Source organism: Streptomyces sp. NBC_00377, from assembly GCF_036075115.1.
Classification (GTDB): domain Bacteria; phylum Actinomycetota; class Actinomycetes; order Streptomycetales; family Streptomycetaceae; genus Streptomyces.
In genome coordinates this window covers 5,810,712-5,827,586 of the sequence record NZ_CP107958.1, presented here as the reverse complement: position 1 = coordinate 5,827,586, position 16,875 = coordinate 5,810,712, and the positions used below count along the sequence as shown (strand labels likewise).

Below are 16,875 nucleotides of genomic sequence, written 5' to 3'. Positions count from 1 at the left end.
CGGCGATGGCGAGCATCAAGGACGTCGCGGCCGAGGCGGGGGTCTCCGTCGCCACGGTGTCGCGCGTCCTCAACGACCATCCGTCGGTCAGCGAGGACGCACGCACGCGTGTGCTGGCCGCCGTCGGGACGCTGGGCTACCGCCCGAACGCCGTCGCCCGGTCCCTGCGCACCGACCAGACCCGCACCCTCGGCCTGGTCATCAGCGACGTGATGAACCCCTACTTCACCGAGCTGGCCCGGTCCGTCGAGGAGGAGGCCCGCGCCCTCGGCTACAGCGTGATCATCGGCAACGCCGACGAACGGCCCGACCTCCAGGACCACCACGTACGGACCCTGCTGGACCGCCGGATCGACGGTCTCCTCGTCTCCCCCACCGACGGCGGCTCACCGCTGATCCTCGACGCCGCGCGCGCGGGGACGCCGATGGTGTTCGTCGACCGGTGGATCCCGGGCGTGGACGTACCCGTGGTGCGGGCCGACGGACGCGCCGCCGTGCGGGACCTGGTCGCGCATCTGCACGGGCTCGGGCACCGCAGGCTCGCCATCATCGCCGGGCCCGCCGCCACCACCACCGGCAGCGAACGCGTCGAGGCCTTCCGGGCCGCCATGGCCGAGTACGGGCTCCCCCTCCCGGACGTCTACACGGGCCAGGGCGACTTCCAGGCCGAGAGTGGACGACGGGTCACCGAGGGCTTCCTCGACCTGCCCGAGCCGCCCGAGGTCGTGTTCGCCGCCGACAACCTGATGGCGCTGGGCGCGCTGGACGCCGTACGCGCGCGTGGGCTGCGTGTTCCGCAGGACCTCGCGCTCGCCGCGTTCGACGACATCCCGTGGTTCGTGCACACCGATCCGCCGATCACGGCGATCGCCCAGCCGACGGGCGAACTCGGACGGGCAGCCGTGCGGGCGCTCGTCGACCGCATCGAGGGGCGGCCCCCGCAGTCCGTCACCCTGACCGCCCGGCTCGTCGCGCGCCGCTCGTGCGGCGAGCCCGCCCCCGGAGAGCCGCACGCTCCCGCGGGGTTCCCCGCCTCTCGGGAGCCCTCCCCCGTAACGAACAGGAGCCAGACGTGAGCAACGCGGACGAGTTGCTGCGCATCGAAGGCATACGCAAGACCTTCCCCGGTGTGGTCGCGCTCGACAGCGTCGACTTCGACCTGCGCCGGGGCGAGGTGCATGTGCTGCTGGGTGAGAACGGCGCGGGCAAGAGCACCCTCATCAAGATGCTCTCCGGCGCCTACCGGCCCGACGCCGGCCGGATCCTGGCCGGCGGCGAGGAGGTGCGCATCCATGGCGCGCAGGACGCCGAGCGTCTCGGGATCGCCACCATCTACCAGGAGTTCAACCTCGTCCCCGATCTGACGGTCGCCGAGAACATCTTCCTGGGCCGGCAGCCACGCCGCTTCGGGATGATCGACCGCAAGCGGATGGAGGCCGAGGCGGCCGTCCTGCTGGAGCGGGTGGGTGTGAAGGTGTCGCCCCGCACGCGTGTGCGTGAACTCGGCATCGCCCGCCTCCAGATGGTCGAGATCGCCAAGGCGCTCAGCCTGGACGCGCGCGTGCTGATCATGGACGAGCCGACCGCCGTGCTGACCTCCGAGGAGGTCGAGAAGCTGTTCGCCATCGTGCGCAGGCTGCGCGAGGACGGCGTCGGCATCGTGTTCATCACCCACCACCTCGAGGAGATCGCCGCGCTCGGCGACCGGGTCACGGTCATCCGGGACGGCAGGAGCGTCGGACAGGTCCCCGCCACCACACCCGAGGACGAACTCGTACGCCTCATGGTGGGCCGCTCCATCGAGCAGCAGTACCCGAGGGAGCGCGCGCAGACCGGCGCCGCACTGCTGTCCGTCGAGGGGCTCACCCGCGACGGCGTCTTCCACGACGTCAGCTTCGAGGTGCACGCCGGTGAGGTCGTCGGTGTCGCCGGCCTCGTCGGCGCCGGTCGTACCGAGGTCGTACGGGCCGTCTTCGGGGCGGACCCCTACGACCGGGGAGCCGTGCGGGTCGATGGCGCGGACCTTCCCCGGTACGACGTGAACGCCGCCATGACGGCCGGGATCGGGCTGGTGCCCGAGGACCGCAAGGGCCAGGGGCTCGTGCTCGACCAGTCGGTCGAGGAGAACCTCGGACTCGTGACCATGCGGGCCGCGACCCGGGGCGGTCTGGTGGACCTCAAGGGCCAGCACGAGGCGGCGGCGCGGATCGCGGCACAACTGGGCGTGCGGATGGCGGGCCTCGGCCAGCAGGTGCGCACGCTGTCCGGCGGCAACCAGCAGAAGGTCGTCATCGGCAAGTGGCTGCTCGCCGACACCAAGGTGCTGATCCTCGACGAGCCGACGCGCGGCATCGACGTCGGCGCGAAGGTCGAGATCTACCAGCTCGTCAACGAGCTGACCGCGGCCGGCGCCGCCGTCCTGATGATCTCCAGCGATCTGCCCGAGGTGCTCGGCATGAGCGACCGGGTGCTGGTGATGGCCCAGGGCCGGATCGCCGGCGAACTGTCGGCCGACGAGGCGACCCAGGACTCCGTCATGGCGCTCGCCGTCGGCACCACTCCCACCAGCGGCACCAACACCCCCAACGGAACCGAAGAACTGGAGGCCGGCCGTGGCCGCTGAGACGCTCAAGAGCGGGACGGGCGCCGGTGGCGCCGCGGCGGTCCGCCGTCTGCTCCTCGACAACGGCGCGCTGACCGCGCTGATCGTCCTCGTCATCGCCATGTCGGCGCTGTCGGGCGACTTCCTGACCACGGACAACCTGCTCAACGTGGGTGTCCAGGCGGCGGTGACCGCCATTCTCGCCTTCGGCGTGACCTTCGTGATCGTCTCGGCCGGCATCGACCTGTCGGTCGGCTCGGTGGCGGCCCTGTCGGCCACCGTGCTGGCCTGGAGCGCCACCCAGCACGGCGTACCCGTGGTGATCGCGGTGGTCCTGGCCGTCGTCACCGGTATCGCGGCCGGTCTGGTGAACGGTTTCCTCATCGCCTACGGCAAGCTGCCGCCGTTCATCGCGACGCTCGCGATGCTGTCGGTGGCGCGCGGTCTGTCCCTGGTGATCTCGGAAGGCTCGCCGATCGCCTTCCCCGACTCGGTCTCGCACCTCGGCGACACGCTCGGCGGCTGGCTGCCGGTGCCGGTGCTCGTGATGGCCGTGATGGGCCTGGTCGCCGCGTTCGTGCTGGGCCGGACGTACATCGGACGTTCGATGTACGCCATCGGCGGCAACGAGGAGGCGGCGCGCCTCTCCGGTCTGCGGGTGAAGAAGCAGAAGCTCGCGATCTACGCGCTGTCCGGGGTGTTCGCGGCCGCGGCGGGCATCGTGCTCGCCTCCCGGCTGTCCTCGGCGCAGCCGCAGGCGGCCGACGGCTACGAACTGGACGCGATCGCCGCCGTCGTCATCGGCGGCGCCTCGCTGGCGGGCGGTACGGGCAAGGCGTCCGGCACGCTGATCGGCGCGCTGATCCTGGCGGTGCTGAGGAACGGCCTCAACCTGCTGTCCGTGTCCGCGTTCTGGCAGCAGGTCGTGATCGGTGTCGTCATCGCGCTGGCCGTGCTCCTGGACACCGTGCGCCGCAAGGCCGGGGCGATCCCGGTGGCGGCCGGGACGGGCAGCGGGGGCGGCAGGGGCCGGCAGGCGGCGACCTACGGTCTCGCGGCCGTGGTCACCGTGGCGATCGTCGGCGCGACCTCCTTCCTGCACGGCGGCAACGCGTCGGGCGCGAACCCGAAGGTCGGCCTCGCGCTGTCCACGCTCAACAACCCCTTCTTCGTGCAGATCCAGTCGGGTGCGAAGGCCGAGGCGAAGAAGCTGGGCGTGGACCTGACGGTCACCGACGCCCAGAACGACGCCTCGCAGCAGGCCAACCAGCTCCAGAACTTCACCAGTTCCGGCTTCGACTCGATCATCGTCAACCCGGTGGACTCGGACGCGTCGAGCAACTCGGTGAAGGCCGCCGACAAGGCGAAGATCCCGGTCATCGCCGTCGACCGGGGCGTCAACAAGGCGACGGTGGACGCCCTGGTCGCCTCCGACAACGTGGCCGGTGGTGAGCTGGCCGCGAAGACTGTCGCCGAGAAGCTCGGCGGCACCGGCAAGATCGTGATCCTTCAGGGCCAGGCGGGCACCTCCGCGGCGCGTGAGCGGGCGGAAGGTTTCGCCAAGGGACTGAAGGCCTACCCCGGCATCCAGGTCCTCGCCCAGCAGCCGGCCGACTTCGACCGCACCAAGGGCCTCGACGTGATGTCGAACCTGCTCCAGGCCCACCCGGACGTCCAGGGCGTCATCGCCGCCAACGACGAGATGGCCCTCGGCGCGATCAAGGCGCTGGGGTCCAAGGCCGGCCGGTCCGTCCAGGTCGTCGGCTTCGACGGCACGCCGGACGGCCTGACCGCCGTCGAGAACGGCACGCTGTACGCGTCGGTGGCGCAGCAGCCGTCCCAGCTGGGCAAGATCGCTGTGGACAACGCGCTGAAGGCGTTGCAGGGCAAGAAGGTCGAGGAGACGGTGAAGGTGCCGGTGAAGGTGGTCACGAAGCAGAACGTGGCCGGGTTCAGCGGCTGACATTCGGCGAGCGGGCGGACGGCCGTCCGGGGGTGTCCCCGGAGCCGTCCGCCCCGAGTCACGTATCAGGGAAGTCACTTCATGTACGACCACGACCTTCTGGTCGTAGGGTCCGCCAACGCCGACCTGGTGATCGGTGTCGAGCGCAGGCCCGCCGCCGGCGAGACGGTCCTCGGTTCCGACCTGGCCGTCCACCCCGGCGGCAAGGGCGCGAACCAGGCCGTCGCAGCCGCCCGGCTCGGCGCCCGTACGGCCCTGCTGGCCCGGGTCGGCGACGACGCGTACGGCCGGCTGCTGCTCGACTCGCAGCGGGCGGCCGGGGTCGACACGGCCGGCGTCCTGGTGGGCGGTGCGCCCACGGGCGTCGCGCTGATCACCGTGGACCCGTCGGGCGACAACAGCATCGTGGTGTCACCGGGAGCCAACGGGCGCCTGACACCGGCGGACGTCCGCGCGGCCACCGGCCTCCTGCACGCCTCCCGCGCGGTGTCGGCACAGTTGGAGATCCCGCTGGAGACGGTCGTGGAGGTCGTGCGGAACCTGGCGCCGGGCAGCCGCTTCGTGCTGAACCCCTCTCCGCCGCGCCCGCTGCCCGCCGAGGTCCTCTCGGCCTGCGACCCGCTGATCGTCAACGAGCACGAGGCGAAGGTGATCCTCGGCGAGGAGTCCGTGAGCGAGGAACCCGAGGACTGGGCCCGGCTCCTGCTCGCGAAGGGCCCGAAGTCGGTGGTCGTGACACTGGGTCCGGAAGGCGCCCTGGTGGCGTCCGCGGAGGGTGTCGCGCGGGTGGCGTCGGTGCGGGTGGACGCCGTCGACACGACAGGCGCCGGCGACTCCTTCACGGCGGCGCTGGCGTGGCGGCTGGGCACGGGTTCGTCCCTGGCCGGGGCGGCGGCGTACGCGGCGCGGGTCGGGGCGGTGGCCGTGACGCGGCGGGGGGCGCAGGAGTCGTTCCCGACGGCGGCGGAGGTCGAGGCGCTGGACGGCGCCGGCCCGGCCACGCCCGGAGCTTCCGGGACCGAGGGGGCCGACGGGACTTCGGGGGCCGGTGCGGCTTCCCGCGAGGGTGGGGTCCGGTGAAGAAGGCCGGGATACTCAACCGGCATCTCGCCGGTGCGCTGGCCGAGCTGGGGCACGGGCACGGGGTGCTGGTGTGCGACGCCGGGATGCCGATACCGGACGGCCCCCGGGTCGTGGATCTGGCCTTCCGGGCGGGGGTGCCGTCGTTCGCGGAGGTGGTCGACGGGCTTCTCGCCGAACTGGTCGTGGAGGGTGCCACGGCGGCGGAAGAGGTGAGGGAGGCGAATCCGGCGGCGGCCGGGTTGCTGGACGGACGCTTTCCGGAGCTGGCCCTGGTCCCGCACGAGGAGCTGAAGAGGCTGTCGGCGGGGGCGCGGCTGGTGGTGCGCACGGGCGAGGCGCGGCCGTACGCGAATGTCCTGCTCAGGTGTGGGGTGTTCTTCTGAGATCCGCCGACGGGGCCGCGGACGGGGCCCGCCGGTCGGCGTGGAAAGCTTCGAGGGGGTCCGGTCCGTCGACCGGGCCCCCTCGGCTTTTCCCCTCCGTACCAGAACCCCCGCGATCCCCCCGGATCCCCCTCCAGAAGCCCTGATGCCATGTACGACACGCGTAGGCGCGGAAGGGTTGCACGACTTCCGGGAAATTTCTGACAGTCCGTGCGACGTGATCGGCAACGAACGGCGAAGCGAAACAAAACAGGCCGGCGGCACATGCCAGGCGCATCAAACATCTGCCGGTTCCTTTGCATCACTTGGAATGAACTGCGCAGGTCAAACGGGTGACGCGGAAAAATCACCCCCCATGATGTGGTCGTTCCCCCACCCCTCCCACGAGGAGCACGACCATGTCCGAAACAGCCGAGCCCAACGTCGGCACCTTCACCCTCGGTGCGGCGGTGACCACCCAGCCCCCCAAGGCGGTCTCCGTGCCGGAGCACCGGGACTGGACCCTGCCGAACGGCTTCGCCTGGGTCTTCCCGGGCGAGCGCAACAACGACCCCGAGGGCCTCGTCCGCCCCGTGATCATGGCCGACGGTTTCAACCTCGGCCGCAGCGAGCTCGACAAGCTCTACCAGGGGCTGGAGGGCGGCGAGTTCCCGTTCATCAGCGAGCTGCGCCGCCGCGGCCGGGACGTGATCCTGCTCGGCTTCGAGGAGCGCAGCGCGTCCATCCTGGACAACGCGGACGCGGTCATGGCCGCCGTCATGCGGGCCGGCGCCGAGCAACTCGGCAACGCGCGGCTGGCCGTCGGCGGGTTCAGCATGGGCGGCATCGTCACCCGTTACGCGCTGGCCAAGCTCGAGCTCCAGCGCATGGACCACCGGGTCGGCCTGTACTTCTCCTACGACAGCCCGCACCGCGGCGCGTCCATCCCGGTCGGAGTGCAGGCGTTCTCGCACTTCATCCCGCTCGCCAACGACTTCGCGCGGCAGATGGACAGCCCGGCGGCGCGTCAGATGCTGTGGCGCCACTACGACAAGGACACCGGGAAGATCGGGGTCGCCCCGGAGCGCACGGAGTTCCTGGCCGCTCTGGAGCGGCTCGGCAACTGGCCTCGGATCCCCCGCCTGATCGGCCTCGCCAACGGCCGCGGGGACGGGATCGGCCTGCCCGAGGTGAAGCCCGGTGAGGTCGCCCTGCGGGTGGACGAGATCTACCCCGGCACCACCTTCTACACCCAGGCCCAGGGCGACGACGTGACGGTCGCCTACCTCAACCGGAAGTTCCCCAAGGCCGACAAGACCATCACCACCAGCGGCTTCCCCGAGCTGGACGGCGCGCCGGGCGGCACCCTGCACACCTACAAGATCCTCGCCGACACCCTGGAGAAGCTCGGCGGCACGGTCGACCTGCGGCACGAGGAGATCTGCTTCGTGCCGTCGGTGAGCGCGGTCGCGATCCGGGACGTCGAGAAGCAGGCCGACCTGTACGCGAAGGTAGACGAACTGTCCCCGGACGAGAGCGAGTTGGACGACTTCATTCTCTCGTCGACGACCACGCCGCACACCGGGATCACCGAGGAGCTGTGCACCTGGCTGCTGGACCGGCTGCCCGACTAGACCCGCCGCGCCACGCCCAGGCACCACCGGGGCCGCCCCTCCGCTCACATCTGGCGGAGGGGCGGCCCCTTCCCGCCCTCGATCCGGCGGTCCTAAGCGGGCGACGCGGGTGCCTCGGGGGCGGGCGGCAGGGGGTCGGAGACGAACCATCCGCGCTGCGGAACGGTGTACACCCAGCCTTCGTCCGCCAACAGGCCGAGCCCTCGCCGCACGGTCGTCCGCGCGATCCCGTACTTCTGCACAAGCTGAGCTTCGCTCGGCAGCATCCGGCCGGGCTGCCAGTCGCCGCGTTGAATCTGCGCCCGCAGAATCTCGGCCAGCTGCCGGTACGGGGTCAGCGGCGCTCCGTGATCGATTTCAGCGTCCGGGTTCATGGAGTCGACGCTAGGCAACGGGAGTGTTCCCCACACTTTGAGATACGTCTCGCTACGAAGCGATACAAGGCGATACGATGGGAGCAGCCCAACGAAAGCGCCCCGGCGGGAAGATGCAAGCTTCCGTGCCGGGGCTGAGCCGACTACGAAGGAGTCGACCTGTGCGCAGCCTACTGGCCGCGATCCTGAGCCTTTTCCTGCCGCCGCGCGGAGCGCACCGCGCCCCCGGCGTCCCGGTGTTCCCGACCGCCTCCCCGTGCGTTCCCCCGCGCAGGGCACGGCGGTGCCCTGCGGACGTGGTCCTCGCCGACGGACTGCCCCTGGTCAGGCCGTATCTCGCCGTATGGGAACGCGAACGCGAGGCCCGGGACCGCGGACGCCTCCAGCGGGAGCGGCGCCGCGCGGCGGTGCTCGCCACCCTCGGACAGGACTACGTCCCGGCGGAGGCCGCCGCATGAGCGCGAGGCGCTTTCGCAGCATCGGCGTCGACCCCGCCACCGGCAAGGAGGCGTTCGTGGTCGCGCGGCCCGGCGGTCTCCTCGATGAACTGGCCGACGCGCACGCCCTGAAGGCAGCCGCCGTCCTGGTGACGGTCGTCGGCGCCGTACTGGAGGCAGGCAGGTCGTGCGACGCCGAACTCGCCGCGTTCGTACCGTCGCTGCACGCGGCGCTCGAGGAATGCGTGGGCATCATGGCGGCGGACAGGGAGCGATGACGTAGGGGGACCACCGGGCTACGGCCGCCGGGCTCGGGCAGCCCCGGCGGCCGTAGGCCCGTACGAGGGGACCGGAGGCGGTCGGACCGCGGTCCGGTCAGCCCGCCGTGTGCTTCACGAAGCGTTCCGCCGTCTCCGCGAGGACCTCGCGGCCGTCACGGGCCCACAGGCCGTCGTTGAACAGCTCGACCTCGATCGCGCCGGTGTATCCCGCTTCCGTCACGTATCCCAGCCACTCGCGCATGTCGATCGCGCCGTCGCCGATCTGGCCCCGGCCGTTCAGGACGCCCTCGGGCAACGGGGTCGTCCAGTCGGCCAGTTGGAAGGTGTGGATACGTCCGCCCGCGCCCGCCCGGGCGATCTGGGCCGGGGCCTGGTCGTCCCACCAGACGTGGTACGTGTCGACGGTGACGCCGACCTGGTGGGCCGGGAAGCGTTCGGCCAGGTCCAGGGCCTGGGCGAGGGTCGAGACCACGCAGCGGTCGGAGGCGTACATGGGATGCAGGGGCTCGATGGCCAGCTTCACCCCGTGGTCCTCCGCGTACGGGCCCAGCTCCGCCAGCGCGTCCGCGATGCGTTCCCTCGCGCCGTGCAGGTCCTTCGAGCCGGCCGGGAGGCCGCCGGAGACCAGGACGAGGGTGTCCGTGCCGAGGGTGGCCGCCTCGTCGATCGCCCGCCGGTTGTCGGCCAGCGCGGCGGCCCGTTCGTCCGGGTCCAGTGCCGTGAAGAAGCCGCCGCGGCAGAGCGTGGTCACGGTCAGGCCCGCGTCGCGGACCAGCTTCGCCGTCTCCTCCACGCCGTACGTCCGCACCGGCTCGCGCCACAGGCCCACGTTGGTCACGCCCAGGTCACCGCAGGCGGCGACCAGTTCGGGCATCGGCAGCTGCTTCACCGTCATCTGGTTGACGGAGAAGCGTGTCAGGTCCGGGTTGCTCACTGGGTCACTCCGTACAGGGCGAGCAGGTTCTTCATCCGTTCTTCGGCGAGCTTCGGATCGGGCAACAGGCCCAGGCCGTCGGCGAGCTCGTAGGCGCGGGCGAAGTGCGGGAGGGAGCGGGCCGACTGGAGGCCGCCGACCATCGTGAAGTGGGACTGGTGGCCGGCCAGCCAGGCCAGGAACACCACACCCGTCTTGTAGAAGCGGGTCGGGGTCTGGAACAGGTGACGGGACAACTCGACGGTGGGGTCGAGCAGCGCGCGGAATCCGGCCGTGTCCCCCGTGTCGAGGACCCGGACCGCCTCCGCCGCCAGCGGGCCCAGCGGGTCGAAGATGCCGAGGAGGGCGTGGCTGAAGCCCCTCTCGTCGCCCGCGATCAGCTCGGGGTAGTTGAAGTCGTCGCCGGTGTAGCAGCGGACACCCTGCGGCAGCCTGCGGCGGATGTCGATCTCCCGGCCGGCGTCCAGCAGCGAGACCTTGATGCCCTCCACCTTGTCGGGGTGGGCGGCGACGACCTCCAGGAACGTGTCCGTCGCCGTGTCCAGGTCGGACGAGCCCCAGTAACCCTCGAGCGCCGGATCGAACATGGGGCCCAGCCAGTGCAGGACCACCGGCTCCGAGGCCTGGCGCAGGAGATGGCCGTAGACCTCGAGGTAGTCCTCGGGGCCCGACGCGGCCCCGGCCAGGGCGCGGGAGGCCATCAGGATGGCCCGGGCGCCGGACGCCTCGACGAGGGCGAGCTGCTCCTCGTAGGCCGCGCGGACCTCGGCAAGGGCCGCGGGGCCGGTGAGCTGGTCGGTGCCGACCCCGCAGGCGATGAGGCCGCCCACCGACCTGGCCTCGGCGGCCGAGCGGCGGATCAGTTCGGCCGCACCCGCCCAGTCCAGGCCCATGCCGCGCTGGGCGGTGTCCATCGCCTCGGCGACGCCGAGCCCGTGGGACCACAGATGGCGGCGGAAGGCCAGGGTGGCGTCCCAGTCGATCGCGGCGGGCGAGTCGGGCGTGGTGTCGGCGAACGGGTCGGCGACGACGTGCGCCGCCGAGAAGACCGTACGGGAGGTCAGGGGCGCGCCGGTGGTGAGGGCGAGGGGCTCGGCGCGGGGCTCGTAGATGCGCAGGGTCCCGTCGGCGCCGGGGAGCCGGATCGTCACAGCGTGACCTCCGGGACGTCCAGACGCAGGCCCTGCGACGAGGACTTCAGGCCCAGCTCCGCGAGCTGGACGCCACGCGCGCCGGCCAGCAGGTCCCAGTGGTAGGGGGCGTCGGCGTAGACGTGCTTGAGGAACAGCTCCCACTGGGCCTTGAAGCCGTTGTCGAACTCGCCGTTGTCGGGGACCTCCTGCCACTGGTCGCGGAAGACCTCGGTGGCGGGGATGTCCGGGTTCCAGACCGGCTTGGGGGTCGCGCTGCGGTGCTGGACACGGCAGTTGCGCAGGCCGGCGACCGCCGAACCTTCCGTGCCGTCGACCTGGAACTCCACGAGTTCGTCGCGGTTGACCCGGACCGCCCAGGAGGAGTTGATCTGGGCGATGGCGCCGCCGTCGAGTTCGAAGATGCCGTAGGCGGCGTCGTCGGCGGTGGCGTCGTAGGGCTTGCCGTTCTCGTCCCAGCGCTGCGGGATGTGCGTGGTGGCGATTGCCTGGACGGACTTCACCCGGCCGAACAGCTCGTGCAGGACGTACTCCCAGTGCGGGAACATGTCGACGACGATGCCGCCGCCGTCCTCGGCGCGGTAGTTCCAGGACGGGCGCTGGGCGTCCTGCCAGTCGCCCTCGAAGACCCAGTAGCCGAACTCACCGCGGACGGACAGGATCCGGCCGAAGAAGCCGCCGTCGATGAGACGCTTGAGCTTCAGCAGGCCCGGGAGGAACAGCTTGTCCTGGACGACGCCGTGCTTGACGCCCGCGGCGGTGGCGAGGCGGGCGAGTTCGAGGGCGCCGTCGAGGCCCGTGGCCGTCGGCTTCTCGGTGTAGATGTGCTTGCCGGCCGCGATCGCCTTCCTGATGGCATCCTCGCGGGCCGAGGTGACCTGGGCGTCGAAGTAGAGGTCGACGGTGGGGTCGGCGAGGACCGCGTCGACGTCCGTGGAGATGTTCTCCGGGTCGAGTCCGTGCCGCTCGGCGAGCGCCCGCAGGGCGTGCTCGCGGCGGCCGACGAGGATGGGTTCCGGCCACAGCACGGTGCCGTCGCCGAGGTCGAGGCCGCCCTGTTCGCGCAGGGCCAGGATGGATCGGACGAGGTGCTGGCGGTAGCCCATGCGCCCCGTCACCCCGTTCATGGCGATACGCACCGTCTTGCGTGTCACGTCGGTCCCTTCGTGGGCGTTGTCCGCGGTGGTCGCGCGCCGCGTACGCCTTTTCCGGGTCAGCGTTACAGCAAGCGCTTTCTATACAAGGAGAAGCTAGCCTCTGACCACTGGTCCGGACAAGACCGTGTCCATCCCGAGTTGTTCGAGGGGGCGAACAACTGGGGTACTGGGCCGTAAGGTCTGGTCGACACGCCCGGAACCAGACCCGTGGGTCTGCCGTCCACCAGGGCGTATGACGACATACGACGAGATGTGTGACCGGAGGACGAGTAGATGACGGTGACCCTGGCGGACGTGGCGGCCCGCGCGCAGGTCTCGCCCGCGACGGTGTCGCGCGTGCTGAACGGGAACTACCCCGTCGCCGCCACCACCCGCGAGCGGGTACTGCGGGCGGTCGACGAACTGGACTACGTGCTCAACGGGCCGGCGAGCGCGCTGGCGGCGGCGACGTCCGACCTGGTCGGCATCCTGGTGAACGACATCGCGGACCCCTTCTTCGGGATCATGGCGAGCGCGATCCAGTCGGAGATAGGGGGGCCGGGCGGACGGGCCGGCGGCGAACGGCTGGCGGTGGTCTGCAACACCGGGGGCTCACCGGAGCGCGAGTTGACCTATCTGACGCTGTTGCAGCGGCAGCGGGCCGCGGCCGTGGTGCTGACCGGCGGGGCCATGGAGAACGAGCCGCACGCGGCGGCGGTCTCGGCGAAGCTGCGCAGGCTGGGCGAGGCAGGCACCCGGGTGGTGCTGTGCGGCCGTCCGCCAGCACCGGACACCACCGCGATCGCACTGACCTTCGACAACCGCGGGGGCGGCCGCGAACTGACCGAGCATCTGATCGGGCTCGGGCACCGGCGGCTCGGCTACATCGCGGGCCCGGAGGAGCGCACCACCACCCGGCACCGGCTGGAGGGCCACCGGGCGGCGCTGGCCGCGGCCGGCATCGAGGAGGACCCCCGCTGGACCGTGCACGGACGGTACGACCGCCGGGCCGGCTACGAGGCGACGCTGGAACTGCTGCGCCGGGACCCGTCCCTGACGGCGGTCGTCGCGGCCAACGACTCCGTCGCCGTCGGCGCCTGCGCGGCCCTGCGCGACTCCGGACTGCGCATCCCGGACGACGTCTCGGTGGCCGGCTTCGACGACCTCCCCTTCAGCATCGACGCGGTGCCCTCCCTCACGACGGTACGGCTGCCGCTGGCCGAGGCGGGGGCGCGGGCCGGCCGTATCGCCATGGGCCGCGAGGAGCCCCCGCCCGGCGGAATCGCCACGGTGCGGGGCGAGTTGATGGTGCGAGGGTCCTCGGGGGCGCCGCGGGCGTGAACGGCGCCCGGGGCGGGGGACGTGACGCCACGGAGGAACGACGGCACCGGGACCTCGCGGGAACGGACGTCACCAGGGCTCACGGGAGGGGACGAGCGGGCCGGACGGGGGCCGCCGCGCCGGTTCCGGGCCCGCCCTCCGGGGTGAGGCCGCGCGGCCCCCACTGGACCCGGGACCCGTACCGGGGTGACAGTGGTGACCATGAAGCTGGCGTTCTCCACCCTCGGTGTCCCCGGCCTTCCCCTTCCCGAGGTGCTGCGGCTCGCGGTCGCGCACGGGTACCACGGCGTGGAGCTGCGCGCCCACCCGGAGGAACCGGTCCATCCGGGTCTGGGTCCCGACGCACGGGCCGAGGCCGCCGCCGGGTTCAAGGCGGCGGGCGTCGAGATCCTGGGGCTCGCAGGCTACCCGCGGGTCGCCGCGCCGGGGGACGACGAGCCCGTGATCCAGGAGATCCGCGAGCTCGTCGACCTCGCCCATGACCTGGGTGCGCCCTTCGTCCGCGTCTTCCCCGGCGGTGCGGACGACGACGCCGACGCCATCGCCGCCCGGCGGCTCGGCACCGCCGCCGAGCACGCCGCCGACCTCGGCGTACGCATCCTGCTGGAGACCCACGACTCCCACCCCACCGGCGCGGACGCCCTCCGCGTGCTGGGCCCGGTCGGACACCGGCAGGTCGGCGCGCTGTGGGACGTCATGCACACCTGGCTGGGCGGCGAACAGCCACTGGAGTCCTACGCGGCGCTCGCCCCGTACCTCGGATACGTGCAGGTCAAGGACATCGCCTCGGCCGAGGACCGGACCCCGCTGGCGCTCGGCGCGGGGGTGCTGCCGCTCGGCGAGTGCGTGGAGGTCCTGGCCCGGCACGGCTGGGACGGGTGGCTGTGCTGGGAGTACGAGCAGCGCTGGTACGCGAGCGCCGAGCCGCTGCCCGGCCTGCTGAGCGGCGGACGCGAGCATCTCGGCAGGCTCCTGAACGACTCCGCGTGAGCGCGAAGGGGGCACCCGGCGGGTGACTCCGCCGGACGGTCCCTGCCCGGCGAACCCGGCGGGCGACTCCGCCGGGTGATCCCTTGCCTCGGCGAACCCGGCGGGGAGTCCCTTGCTCGGCGAACCCGGCCGGTGGCTTCTCCGGGCGGCGACACCCGGCGGGTCCCTCCTCCGGGTGATCCCTTCGCTCGGTGAACCCGGCGGGGAGTCCCTTGTTCGGCGAACCCGGCGGGCGGCTTCTCCGGGCGGCGACAGCCGGTGGGTGGTCCCTTCGCTCGGTCTGCGGTTCGGTGCGGCGGGGACACCCGGCGGGTGATTCCTCCGCCTGGCGGCGCCGGGTCGGTGGCTCCTCCGTCCGGGCTGCGGGTCGGTGTGCACTGCGGGCGCGGTGGCGGGTAATCGGTTGGCGCGTCACGCAGGGCGCGGGTTAGCCTCCGCGCCGTGCATCAGCAGCCTGCGGCGTCCGCCGCCCCACCGTCATGAGCCCCTTCTCCCGGGCCCTCGTCGATGTCCGCCCTCTTCGTTCCTCCCCCGTCTTCCGGCGGCTGCTGATCGGGCGCACGGTGTCCACGCTCGGTGCCTTCATGACCATGGTCACCGTCATGTACCAGGTCTGGGAGACCACCCACAGTTCGGTGTGGAGCGGCGCGGTCGGTCTGGCGCAGGCGCTGCCCCTGATCGGCGTCGGCCTGTTCGCCGGCTCCTGGGTGGACCGGGCCGACCGCCGGCGCGCGTACCTCCTGAGCACCGTCGGCTCGGCGGTCTGCTCCCTCCTGCTGGCCGTCCAGGGCTTCACCGGGCACGTCCCGGTGCTCGTCGTGCTGGCGCTGGTGGCGGTGCAGTCGTCGTTCGGCGCGATCGGCGCACCCGCGGCGGGCGTGTTCGTGCCCCGGCTGCTGCCCAGGGACCAGGTGGCCGCCGGGCTCGCCCTGAACCAGGTCACGGGCCAGGCGATGATGCTGCTCGGCCCGGCCGTCGCCGGTGTGGTGCTCGGCTGGTGGGGCGTCGGCGTCTGCTACCTGGTGGACGCCCTCACCTTCGGCATGTCCTTCTACGGCGCCTACGGGCTGCCTCCGCTGCCCCCCGAAGGTGAGAAGTCCCGTCCCGGTGTGCACGGTGTCCTGGACGGACTGCGCTTCTTGACCGGTCACCGGGCGGTGCGCGGGGCGCTGCTGGCCGACCTGGCCGCGACCGTGCTGGCGATGCCTGCCGGTCTGTTCCCGCTCGTCAACGAGGAGCGGTTCGGCGGCGACCCGCGCACGCTCGGTCTGTTCCTGTCCGCGCTGGCCGTCGGAGGGGTGGCGGCGACCGCCCTCTCCGGGCCGGTCACCCGGCTCGCCCGGCCCGGGCCGGTGATGCTCTGCTCGGCCGCCCTGTGGGGCACGGCCCTCGCCGCCTTCGGCCTGACGACCAGTGCCTGGGCGGGCCTGGGGATGCTGGCGGTGGCCGGTGCGGCGGACTCGGTGGCCGTGCTGTCCCGGGCCACGATCGTGCAGACCCTCACGCCGGACGCCCTGCTGGGCCGGGTGACCGCGGCCGAGGCGATCGTCGGCCAGGCGGGGCCCAACCTGGGGAATCTGCGGGGCGGTGTGGTGGCCGGCTGGACCTCCGGCACGACCGCGCTGATCACCGGCGGTCTGATGTGCCTGGCGGCGGTCACGGCGGTGGGAGCGACCACTCCGGAGCTGCGGGCGAGCGGCGCAGTCACAGCGGACCCGCAGATCCCGGACCCGCCCGTCCCGGACACGTACGCATCGGACCCGCCCGTCCCGGGCACGCAGGCCGTGGGCGTGCCCTCCCTGGAGATGTACGCCCCGTGTACGCAGGTCCCGGAACCGCGGGTCCCGGGCACGTCGGCCGCGGACCCGTCGGCCGCAGGCTCATAGTCCGCCACCCCCGTCACCCCACCGGCACCACGGGCATCACCCACCCGCACCCGCACCCCTACCGCGCCCGGAGCCTCGTCCGCTCGTCGAGGCACCACTCCAGCACCGACGGCCAGGAGCCGTAACCGGCGTCGAGGTCGAGGTGGGCGGCGCCGGGGAGGAGCTCCGCGGTGAGGTTCAGGGGGTCTCCGTAGGCCGCCTGCACGCCCTCCGGGAGGTACGGGTCGTCGTCGCCGGCGACCAGCCGGGTCGGGTGCGGGAGCGGGCGGCCGTCGAGCCACCCGAGGTCGTTCCCCGCGAAGGCGAACCCCTCGACCTCCGGATACCGCGCGAGGACCGAGCCGGACGGCGGAGACACCAGCAGCACCCGGTGGACGCCGGCGAGCCCGGGCAGATCGCGGGCGACGGCATGCAGCCAGAGGAGGACGGAGAGGCTGTGGGCGACCACCACCCGCTCGGTGCCGGCTGCCGGCGCGTCGAGGTGGCGGGCCAGTTCCGTCAGCCACACCTCCAGGTCCGGGTCGTCCGGGTCGGGAAGCTGCGGGTAGACGACCTCGTGACCGAGTGCGGTGAGGTGGTCCGCGAGCCAGTGCTGCCAGTGGTCCTCGGGGCGGTGGTTCTGCCAACCGTGGAGGATGAGATACGAGCGCGTGGTCATGGGCACGATGATCTCGGACCTCCGCGCGCGGGGCGGGAGAGTC

The 16,875-nt window shown here is 72.3% G+C and carries 16 protein-coding genes; 11 read left to right on the top strand and 5 right to left on the bottom strand.

Going from position 1 to position 16,875, the window contains the following annotated elements:
• The first annotated feature begins 5 nt into the window (after positions 1-5).
• The 6 genes from OHS71_RS26030 (at position 6) to OHS71_RS26005 (ending at position 7,644) form a co-directional block, all read left to right on the top strand.
• The gene (locus OHS71_RS26030; RefSeq protein ID WP_328481745.1) at positions 6-1,076 is read left to right on the top strand and encodes a LacI family DNA-binding transcriptional regulator; all 1,071 of its coding nucleotides are present in this window, start codon (positions 6-8) and stop codon (positions 1,074-1,076) included.
• The gene (locus OHS71_RS26025; protein ID WP_328481744.1) at positions 1,073-2,623 is read left to right on the top strand and encodes a sugar ABC transporter ATP-binding protein; all 1,551 of its coding nucleotides are present in this window, start codon (positions 1,073-1,075) and stop codon (positions 2,621-2,623) included. Before OHS71_RS26030 ends, OHS71_RS26025 begins: the two co-directional genes overlap by 4 nt.
• Complete coding sequence (locus OHS71_RS26020; RefSeq protein WP_328481743.1) at positions 2,613-4,565, top strand: ABC transporter permease/substrate-binding protein; 1,953 nt, start codon at positions 2,613-2,615, stop codon at positions 4,563-4,565. The genes OHS71_RS26025 and OHS71_RS26020 overlap by 11 nt, the downstream gene beginning before the upstream one ends.
• Positions 4,566-4,646: 81 nt before the next feature.
• On the top strand, positions 4,647-5,645 hold the full coding sequence (locus OHS71_RS26015) for a ribokinase (protein ID WP_328481742.1): 999 nt from the start codon (positions 4,647-4,649) through the stop codon (positions 5,643-5,645).
• Positions 5,642-6,031, top strand: a complete 390-nt coding sequence (rbsD, locus tag OHS71_RS26010; protein ID WP_328481741.1) for a D-ribose pyranase — start codon at positions 5,642-5,644, stop codon at positions 6,029-6,031. The genes OHS71_RS26015 and rbsD overlap by 4 nt, the downstream gene beginning before the upstream one ends.
• Positions 6,032-6,429: 398 nt before the next feature.
• Positions 6,430-7,644 (top strand): esterase/lipase family protein, encoded by a 1,215-nt coding sequence (locus OHS71_RS26005; RefSeq protein ID WP_328481740.1) that lies wholly within the window; start codon positions 6,430-6,432, stop codon positions 7,642-7,644.
• A gap of 92 nt (positions 7,645-7,736) precedes the next feature.
• On the opposite strand, the gene OHS71_RS26000 is transcribed toward OHS71_RS26005, so the two are convergent.
• Complete coding sequence (locus tag OHS71_RS26000; RefSeq protein WP_328481739.1) at positions 7,737-8,018, bottom strand: GntR family transcriptional regulator; 282 nt, start codon at positions 8,016-8,018, stop codon at positions 7,737-7,739.
• Positions 8,019-8,179: 161 nt separating this feature from the next.
• Between OHS71_RS26000 and OHS71_RS25995 the strand changes: the two genes are divergently transcribed.
• Together OHS71_RS25995 and OHS71_RS25990 are read left to right on the top strand one after the other, a co-directional pair.
• Complete coding sequence (locus OHS71_RS25995; RefSeq protein ID WP_328481738.1) at positions 8,180-8,476, top strand: hypothetical protein; 297 nt, start codon at positions 8,180-8,182, stop codon at positions 8,474-8,476.
• A complete protein-coding gene (locus OHS71_RS25990) occupies positions 8,473-8,733 on the top strand; it encodes a hypothetical protein (protein WP_328481737.1) in 261 nt (86 codons plus the stop codon). The genes OHS71_RS25995 and OHS71_RS25990 overlap by 4 nt, the downstream gene beginning before the upstream one ends.
• 97 nt (positions 8,734-8,830) lie before the next feature.
• Here OHS71_RS25990 and OHS71_RS25985 read toward each other — a convergent pair whose 3' ends face one another.
• Genes OHS71_RS25985 through OHS71_RS25975 form a run of 3 tightly spaced genes read right to left on the bottom strand, consistent with a single transcriptional unit; the run spans position 8,831 to position 11,975 of the window.
• On the bottom strand, positions 8,831-9,631 hold the full coding sequence (locus OHS71_RS25985) for a sugar phosphate isomerase/epimerase family protein (RefSeq protein ID WP_328484650.1): 801 nt from the start codon (positions 9,629-9,631) through the stop codon (positions 8,831-8,833).
• 35 nt (positions 9,632-9,666) lie between these two features.
• Positions 9,667-10,821, bottom strand: a complete 1,155-nt coding sequence (locus OHS71_RS25980; protein ID WP_328481736.1) for a dihydrodipicolinate synthase family protein — start codon at positions 10,819-10,821, stop codon at positions 9,667-9,669.
• Positions 10,818-11,975 (bottom strand): Gfo/Idh/MocA family protein, encoded by a 1,158-nt coding sequence (locus OHS71_RS25975; protein ID WP_328481735.1) that lies wholly within the window; start codon positions 11,973-11,975, stop codon positions 10,818-10,820. The genes OHS71_RS25980 and OHS71_RS25975 overlap by 4 nt, the downstream gene beginning before the upstream one ends.
• A gap of 276 nt (positions 11,976-12,251) precedes the next feature.
• Between OHS71_RS25975 and OHS71_RS25970 the strand changes: the two genes are divergently transcribed.
• The 3 genes from OHS71_RS25970 to OHS71_RS25960 all read left to right on the top strand — a co-directional run bounded on the left by OHS71_RS25970 (position 12,252) and on the right by OHS71_RS25960 (position 16,174).
• The gene (locus OHS71_RS25970) at positions 12,252-13,298 is read left to right on the top strand and encodes a LacI family DNA-binding transcriptional regulator (protein ID WP_328481734.1); all 1,047 of its coding nucleotides are present in this window, start codon (positions 12,252-12,254) and stop codon (positions 13,296-13,298) included.
• 201 nt (positions 13,299-13,499) lie between these two features.
• Positions 13,500-14,288: a sugar phosphate isomerase/epimerase family protein gene (locus OHS71_RS25965; RefSeq protein WP_328481733.1), complete on the top strand. Its 789-nt coding sequence runs from the start codon at positions 13,500-13,502 to the stop codon at positions 14,286-14,288.
• Between the two features lie 479 nt (positions 14,289-14,767).
• On the top strand, positions 14,768-16,174 hold the full coding sequence (locus tag OHS71_RS25960; RefSeq protein WP_328481732.1) for an MFS transporter: 1,407 nt from the start codon (positions 14,768-14,770) through the stop codon (positions 16,172-16,174).
• Between the two features lie 58 nt (positions 16,175-16,232).
• Here the strand turns inward: OHS71_RS25960 and OHS71_RS25955 are convergent, their stop codons facing one another.
• Entirely contained in the window at positions 16,233-16,832 is a 600-nt protein-coding gene (locus OHS71_RS25955; protein WP_328481731.1) for an RBBP9/YdeN family alpha/beta hydrolase, read from the bottom strand.
• Positions 16,833-16,875: the final 43 nt, after the last annotated feature.